Source organism: uncultured Maricaulis sp. (genome assembly GCF_905480005.1).
GTDB lineage: Bacteria > Pseudomonadota > Alphaproteobacteria > Caulobacterales > Maricaulaceae > Maricaulis.
Genome location: NZ_CAJQOO010000126.1, coordinates 1 through 7,217, shown reverse-complemented (window position 1 = coordinate 7,217; position 7,217 = coordinate 1). Strand labels below are relative to the sequence as shown.

7 protein-coding genes and 1 tRNA gene are annotated in these 7,217 nt (G+C 63.3%); 3 read left to right on the top strand and 5 right to left on the bottom strand.

The window, feature by feature from the left end:
- Positions 1 to 4: 4 nt before the first annotated feature.
- The 5 genes from QZ266_RS11265 to QZ266_RS11245 all read right to left on the bottom strand — a co-directional run bounded on the left by QZ266_RS11265 (position 5) and on the right by QZ266_RS11245 (position 2,547).
- Positions 5 to 81 (bottom strand) — tRNA-Arg (locus tag QZ266_RS11265).
- A gap of 95 nt (positions 82 to 176) precedes the next feature.
- A complete protein-coding gene (locus QZ266_RS11260) occupies positions 177 to 587 on the bottom strand; it encodes a hypothetical protein (RefSeq protein ID WP_295695200.1) in 411 nt (136 codons plus the stop codon).
- 11 nt (positions 588 to 598) lie between these two features.
- The gene (locus QZ266_RS11255) at positions 599 to 889 is read right to left on the bottom strand and encodes an autorepressor SdpR family transcription factor (protein WP_295695198.1); all 291 of its coding nucleotides are present in this window, start codon (positions 887 to 889) and stop codon (positions 599 to 601) included.
- Positions 890 to 987: 98 nt separating this feature from the next.
- Positions 988 to 1,371, bottom strand: coding sequence for a hypothetical protein (locus QZ266_RS11250; protein ID WP_295695196.1), 384 nt, complete (start codon positions 1,369 to 1,371; stop codon positions 988 to 990).
- A gap of 204 nt (positions 1,372 to 1,575) precedes the next feature.
- Positions 1,576 to 2,547 carry an ABC transporter ATP-binding protein gene (locus QZ266_RS11245; protein ID WP_295695194.1) on the bottom strand — a complete coding sequence of 324 codons (972 nt, stop codon included), beginning with the start codon at positions 2,545 to 2,547 and terminating at the stop codon, positions 1,576 to 1,578.
- A 91-nt stretch (positions 2,548 to 2,638) separates the two neighbouring features.
- Here QZ266_RS11245 and QZ266_RS11240 point away from each other — a divergent pair, with 91 nt between their 5' ends.
- The 3 genes from QZ266_RS11240 to polA form a co-directional block, all read left to right on the top strand.
- Complete coding sequence (locus QZ266_RS11240; RefSeq protein WP_295695192.1) at positions 2,639 to 2,836, top strand: zinc-finger domain-containing protein; 198 nt, start codon at positions 2,639 to 2,641, stop codon at positions 2,834 to 2,836.
- A gap of 51 nt (positions 2,837 to 2,887) precedes the next feature.
- Positions 2,888 to 4,417, top strand: coding sequence for an SLC13 family permease (locus QZ266_RS11235; RefSeq protein ID WP_295695190.1), 1,530 nt, complete (start codon positions 2,888 to 2,890; stop codon positions 4,415 to 4,417).
- Between the two features lie 788 nt (positions 4,418 to 5,205).
- On the top strand, positions 5,206 to 7,217 hold a 2,012-nt coding region (polA, locus tag QZ266_RS11230), incomplete at its 3' end, for a DNA polymerase I (protein ID WP_295695188.1).

Genomic DNA, 7,217 nt, shown 5'->3' with positions numbered 1-7,217 from the left:
GAAATGGCGCACCCAAGAGGATTCGAACCTCTGACCTCTGCCTTCGGAGGGCAGCGCTCTATCCAGCTGAGCTATGGGTGCGTCGAAGGCGAACCCATAGCCGATGCGGTTCAGGTGCGCAACGCGGCTATACGCCTGCCGATCAGCGCGCGCGGCTCGTCAATGACGCCAGCGCCTCACTCCGGATCCGGTGTCTCGCGCTGGGCAAGAACCGCATAGGCGACCCGGCCCAGACCAGCGACCAGGGCAATAATCACAGCCGCCATGGACAGTGTGTTGGCCATGTCGAGCGGGGCGACAAGCCAGGCAATGGCATGGATGAGGCCGCCGACCACCAGGGCCAGGCCGAAGAAGCGCCGCGCTGCCATCATGCCCGGCTTGCCATCACGGGCCGGGTCGGCGTCAGACGGGCGCTTGCCGGTGGCATTGCCGAACAGGACCAGAATCAACCCGATCATGACCTGGGTCACCCGGTCAGGCATGTCCGGTCCGACCCAGTTGAAATCAGCCAGAAGCGACAGCCCGTAGGCCGTCCCGAGAAGAATGGCGGCGAGGGCAAGCGAACCCTTCAGCGAACGGGTGATCATGGCATTTCCTTTCATTCCGAGGGGCTGACCGGCGGCACACCGGCGCCCAGGCCGAACGCTCCGGCAAAGCCCAGCAGCGCTTCTTCCAGCACCGACACATTGAGATGGTAGATGACCGACTTCCCGACCTTCTCGGTCGAGACAAGCCCGGCCCCGCGCAGCACGTTGAAATGAGCTGACATGGTTGGTCGCGACACCGGAAAGGCGTCGGCGAGGTCACCGGCTGATCGCGGGCCCGACTTCAACAGGCGGAGCACTTCGCGGCGGGTCGGGTCAGAGAGGGCCTTGAAAACATCATTCATGAAAAGACATTTAGCTAATCATCTAAGTGATGTCAAGAAGGCCACCAAAGCAAACGCCCCGGATGATACCGGGGCGTGGTGTGAAAGAGCCGGATGGGTCAGGCCCAGCCTGTACCGCCGACATCATCGGTGCCGTCATCCATATCGCCTGAATTGCGGCGACCACCAAGATCGTCGCCATCGCTATCATCGCGGCGACGGCGCCCGCCCTTGGTTTGGGAATAACCGGTCATGCCGACACCCCAGTCACGATCAAATCCGTCAACGCCGCGATTGCGGAAATGCACTTTCCGGCCCGGTCGCATGAGCCAGCCATAGAGCCAGATCGCGGCGACGGCGCTGATCAGGATGAGGATAAGGGCAAAGCCGGCCCCGGTTTCGCCCTGCGGCTGGAGAAAGACACCAAAGAACCAGGACAGGCCGACAAAGAGCGGCGCGCTGACAGAAATGGCGAAAAACTTCCGGATAGAATTCGTGCGCATGCGAGCCTCCCTGTATTCTTCATCCCTGTATTCGTCAAAGCCCGATCGCCTGAACTGCCAAGTCTGTGGATCGGGCAAGTCTGCTGATCGGGTCGTTGCGGCCCTCCTTCGGCCACCGGCAGAATGGCCCGCAATCATGCCGAAAAAGGGGCAGGTCAGGCGGGATGGTTCCGGTCAGAGTCCCCGCAGACGCGCGCGCAAGGATCAGCCATCCTGACGGTTATAGGTGAGGGCAAGGAAGACATCTTCCAGATCGGCTTCCTCGGTGCGCAAATCCTCGATCCGACCCCCGGCTGCGCGGAATTTCTCGATCATCTCGGCAACCGATTGCTGGCCATAGCGATAGGTGATGGCCAGCGCCCCGTCGGGGCGGATCTCGGCGTCATAATCTGCCAGCTCGGCCGGCACGGCGCTCAGCGCCTCGGCCGGCTCAATGACCAGCGTCTTGGAATCCATCCGCTTCAGGAGCGTTTCCGTGGGCTCGCAGGCAATCACCTGCCCATGATCAATGATGGCAATCTGGTCGCACAATTCCTGGGCTTCCTCGAGATAGTGCGTGGTCAGGACAATCGTTGTGCCGCGGGCATGGAGTTCGCGCACATACTCCCAGAGCTGACGGCGCAGCTCGATATCGACCCCGGCGGTCGGCTCGTCGAGCACCAGGACGGGAGGGGTGTGAACCATCGCCTTGGCCACAAGCAGGCGCCGCTTCATGCCGCCGGAGAGCTGGCGCACATAGGCATTGCGCTTGTCGGACAGGCCGACAGCCTCCAGCAATTCATCCGTCTTGCGCTCTGCCTTGGGCACGCCATAGAAGCCGGCCATCAATTCCAGCGTCTCATGGGGGGTGAAGAAGACGTCCATATTGATTTCCTGCGGCACCACCCCGATGGCAGCGCGCGCGGCGCGGCTGTCCTGATCGATATCGATGCCCCAGGTTTTCGCGGTACCACCGGACTTCTTCACCAGGCCAGCAAAGATATTGATGAAGGTCGATTTGCCTGCCCCGTTCGGACCCAGGAGCCCGAAGATCGAGCCGCGCGGCACTTTCAGGTCGATCCCCTTCAGCGCGACTTTCGGCTCAGCGAGCTTGGAACCGCGATAGGTCTTCTGCAGGCCGGTGGCCTCGATTGCGAAATCAGGGGCGAAATCGGAATGGGAAGAGCTGTCGGACATGTCGCCTCGGAATTGACGGATGAGGGCCAAAGGCCATAACTAGGACCCACACTTAGGGATCGTCATTCCTCCTGTCCATGAGGGCTTGTCCATGGCCGACGCCGCCAATTCCGTACCGCCGTCCGAAATCATTGTCACCGACCAGCACCGCATGGCCTGCGACGGGGGTGATGGCGCGCTCGGGCATCCGCGTGTCTATCTGGAAATGGGCCAGGATGATTTCGTCGAATGCCCCTATTGTGATCGCCGCTTCGTGAGAGCCGGATCCGCCGAAGACCCCAAGGCCTGACGCCCCGCGACAGTTTGACGGGTCTGCAACAGACGGCTGGGGAGGCGTTCTGTGCCAGACAATGACACGACGCCCGCCTCGCGCGGAAAGACCATATCGCAAGTCACGGGTCTGCTGGTCGGGATTGCCCTGGCCGCGCTGTTGCAATTCCTGCCCATGCCGGACGGGCTGAGCCGGGAAGCCTGGCTGCTGGCCTCGCTCGCGCTCCTGATGGCCGTCTGGTGGGCGACCGAAGCCATCCCGATTGCCGCCACTGCGCTGATCCCGATCGCGCTATTCCCGCTCCTGGGCATCACCTCGACCGGTGCCGCGACCAGCCCCTATGCCAGCCCGATCGTGATGCTGCTTCTGGGCGGTTTCATCGTGGCCCTGTCGATCGAGCGCTGGAATCTGCACACACGGATCGCACTCAATATTGTCAGCGGCTTCGGCGGTCGCCCGGCCGCGCTTATTCTCGGCTTCATGCTGGCCTCGGCGCTCCTGTCGATGTGGATCTCCAATACGGCGACCACGCTGATGATGATTCCGATTGCCCTGCGTGTGGCCCAGGAAGTCGAGCGGGAAGGCGTCAGCTCGAAATTCTTCGCCCCGGCCCTGGCCCTGGGCGTCGCCTATGCGGCGTCGATCGGCGGCATGGCGACACCGGTCGGCACGCCGACCAATCTGATCGGCATCGGATATCTGCAGAACGAGTTCGATATCTCGATCGATTTCGCGACCTGGATGGGGATGGGCCTGCCCATTGTTGCGCTCCTGATCCCGGTCGCCTGGTTCATCCTCACCCGCCTCGCCTTCGATCTGAAGGGCGGTGGCGACAGTTCCGCAGCCAAGGAACTGGTCCGCACCGAGCTCGCGCGTCTGGGCCGCATGACCCGGCCGGAGTGGCGCGTCGCCCTCCTTTTCGGCACGGTCGCCATCCTGTGGATGGGCCGTGAGCTGCCCGGCGAACTGATCGGGCAGGCGGGCACGGAGTGGGGCTGGAACCCGCTTCTGGCCTGGCTTGGCAGCGCACTCGACCTGCCGGTCACCCTCGCCCTTGGCAATACCCAGATCGCCGTCATGGGTGCGCTCGCCACCTTCCTCGTCCCCGCTGGCGACCGCGGTGAGCGCAAAGGCGAAATGCTGATGGATTGGGAGGGCCTCGCGCGCCTTCCCTGGAATGTCGTCATCCTGTTCGGCGGCGGACTCTCGCTCGCGGCGGCCCTCTCCTCCACGGGACTGGCCGACTGGCTGGGCGGACAAATGGGCTTCCTGGCCGACATGCCACTGCCCGTCCTGCTGCTGATTTTCGTGGCCGCGGTCGTCTTCCTCACCGAGCTGACCTCGAATGTGGCCACCACGACGGCCTTCCTGCCCGTGCTCGGCGTGATCGCGCTGGAAGCCGGCGTGGAACCGGAAACCCTGGTCGTCCCCGTCGCCATTGCCGCCTCGACCGCCTTCATGCTGCCCGTCGCGACCGCACCGAATGCCATCGTCTACGCCTCGGGCGCTGTCACCCAGCTGCAGATGATGAAGGCCGGCGTGCGCATCAATCTGGCCGCCATCGCCATCATTGCCGGCATTTTCGTGCTCTTCGGCTAGGCCGCAGCAGCACGAAAATCGCCAAGGCGGGCGCGCCTGGCGGGATGAGAGGGGAACGGGATGTCGGCCAATGCCGTCAACCGGTTTGATTTGAAAAACGTGACATCGCCGACATCCCGTTCGCGGAGATTTCCCGGGCTGTCTCCACCCCGATTCCAATGCGTCAGGTAGATGGGGTCGGTCGTTTAGTGCCCCGCGACCTGGTCGCACGCCCTGCCAGCGCCAATGGTTGTCACGCCACCGCCCGGACAGGCTCCGCAAGTTCCCGGGCACAAGTGACTGAGCTCGTGCCTCCCGTCCCGAAAACCAAGGGCAGTGTCCCATGGCGGATAAGGGGGGAGGATAAGTTTTGTGAGTTTTTTGCCGGTGCGCATTTTCCCTCTCCCTCGGGAGAGGGCCCGGGTGAGGGGTAAACCCCGGTATTGCCGGGCGAATCCCCCTCATCCGCCCCTCCGGGGCACCTTCTCCCAAGGGAGAAGGAAGGGGTGCACAGTGTGGGATAAAGTCACAAAATCTTGTCATCCCGGACGGGTGCCCGGCCTCGAGCCGGGCGGAGATCCGGGACCCATTATCGCGAAAGCTGGCCGCGCCGGGCGTCTGGGTCCCGGCTCTGCGACCTGTTTGCGCAGGTCATCCGCCCGGGATGACAATGGATTTGGGAAAAGCTGTTTCGGGAACGCGCCTCATCCAATCCCCACCGCACTCCCCCCATGACCCCGCGCCCTCCCCGCGCTAGTCTCGCGCCAGACTGATTTGCCCGCCTGCGCATCCGCCCGGAGAGACTTCCCATGGCCATGACCAAACCCGTCGACGAGACCAGCCACGTCTATCTGATCGACGGGTCGGGCTATATTTTCCGGGCCTATCATGCGCTGCCGCCGCTGACCCGGACCGACGGGACGCCGACCGGGGCGGTGCAGGGCTTTTGCAACATGTTGTGGAAGCTCCTGGAGGACCTGAAGGGCGATGACCAACCCTCCCACCTGGCCGTGATCTTTGATCATTCCGGCAAGACCTTCCGCAATGACCTCTATGACCTCTACAAGGCCAATCGACCGCCGGCGCCGGAAGATCTGATCCCGCAATTCTCCATCATCCGCGACGCCACCCGCGCCTTCGGCACGCCCTGTGTCGAGCTGGAGAATTACGAGGCCGACGACATCATCGCCACCTATGCCCGCCAGGCCGAGGCCCTGGGTGCCGATGTCACCATCGTCTCCTCGGACAAGGATCTGATGCAATTGGTGACGGACAAGGTTTCCATGTTCGACGCCATGAAGAACCGCCGTATCCAGGCGCCGGAAGTGGTCGAGAAATTCGGCGTCGGTCCGGACAAGGTGATCGATATCCAGTCATTGGCCGGCGACAGTGTCGACAATGTTCCCGGCGTGCCGGGTATCGGCGTGAAGACGGCCGCGCTGTTGATCAATGAATACGGCGATCTCGACACGCTGCTGGAGCGCGCCGGCGAGATCAAGCAGAAGGGTCGGCGCGAGAAACTGCTCGCCCATGCCGAGGATGCCCGCATCTCGCGCACCCTGGTGACCCTGAAACTCGACGCACCCATGCCGGAAAAGCTGGAGGAATTCGGCCTCGGCGAGCCGGACCCGGATGTGCTTGTCCCCTTCCTCCGGGAGATGGAATTCCGCTCCTTCACCCGCAAGGTGGAAGAGGCGCTGGGCGGTCCGCCAGCCGATGAGACCGGCGACGCCACCGCGCCGATCAATCGCGACGCCTATGAATGCGTGACCACGATGGAGGCGCTCGAGCGCTGGATCGCCCGGTGCTATGAGGCCGGCCAGATCGCCGTGGACACCGAGACCGATGCCCTGTCCTCGACCGCCTCCGGCCTGGTCGGGATTTCACTGGCCACCGCGCCGGGGCAAGCCTGTTACATCCCGCTCGCCCATGTCGATCCGCAGGGAACGGGCGACATGTTCGATACCGGCGCTGCGCCCGAGCAGATCCCGATGGATCAGGCGCTGAAGGCGCTGAAGCCTCTGCTGGAAGACCCGGCCGTCCTCAAGATCGGGCAGAATTTCAAATATGATCTGGGCGTATTGTCCCGCTATGGCATTGATGTCGCGCCCTATGACGACACCATGCTGATCTCCTATGTCATGGACGCCGGCCTGCACGGGCATGGCATGGATGCGCTGGCCGAGCTTCATCTCGGCCATACCTGCATCCCCTTCAAGGAGATTTGCGGCACCGGCAAGAACCAGATCACTTTCGACAAGGTGCCGCTGGACAAGGCGACTCTCTATGCCGCCGAGGATGCCGACATCACCCTGCGGCTGTGGGAAATCCTGAAGCCGGCGATGATCGCCAAGAAGATGGCCACGGTCTACGAGACCCTGGAGCGGCCCATGGCCGATGTGCTCTCGAAGATGGAGCGCACGGGGATCAAGGTCGATCCGGACCAGTTGAACCGCCTGTCCTCCGATTTTGCGCAGAAGATGATGGCCGCCGAGGCCGAAGCCCATGAAGCGGCGGGCCGGGACTTCAATGTGGCGTCACCCAAGCAGATCGGGGAAATCCTGTTTGGAGAGATGGGCTTGCCCGGCGGCAAGAAGACCAAGACCGGGGCCTGGTCGACCGACGCCGCCGTGCTCGACCAGCTCGCCGCCGACGGTCACGCCCTGCCGGTGGCGCTGCTGGAATACCGCCAGTTTGCCAAGCTGAAATCGACCTATTCCGACAGCCTCTTCGCCCATATCAATCGCGACACGAAACGGGTCCACACCTCCTTCTCGCTGGCCGCGACCACGACCGGGCGGCTGTCCTCGACCGAACCCAA

Coding starts and splice junctions, on each gene's coding strand:
- QZ266_RS11260 (WP_295695200.1), bottom strand. CDS start 587: ATGATCACCCGTTCGCTGAAGGGTTCGCTTGCCCTCGCCGCCATTCTT.
- QZ266_RS11255 (WP_295695198.1), bottom strand. CDS start 889: ATGAATGATGTTTTCAAGGCCCTCTCTGACCCGACCCGCCGCGAAGTG.
- QZ266_RS11250 (WP_295695196.1), bottom strand. CDS start 1,371: ATGCGCACGAATTCTATCCGGAAGTTTTTCGCCATTTCTGTCAGCGCG.
- QZ266_RS11245 (WP_295695194.1), bottom strand. CDS start 2,547: ATGTCCGACAGCTCTTCCCATTCCGATTTCGCCCCTGATTTCGCAATC.
- QZ266_RS11240 (WP_295695192.1), top strand. CDS start 2,639: ATGGCCGACGCCGCCAATTCCGTACCGCCGTCCGAAATCATTGTCACC.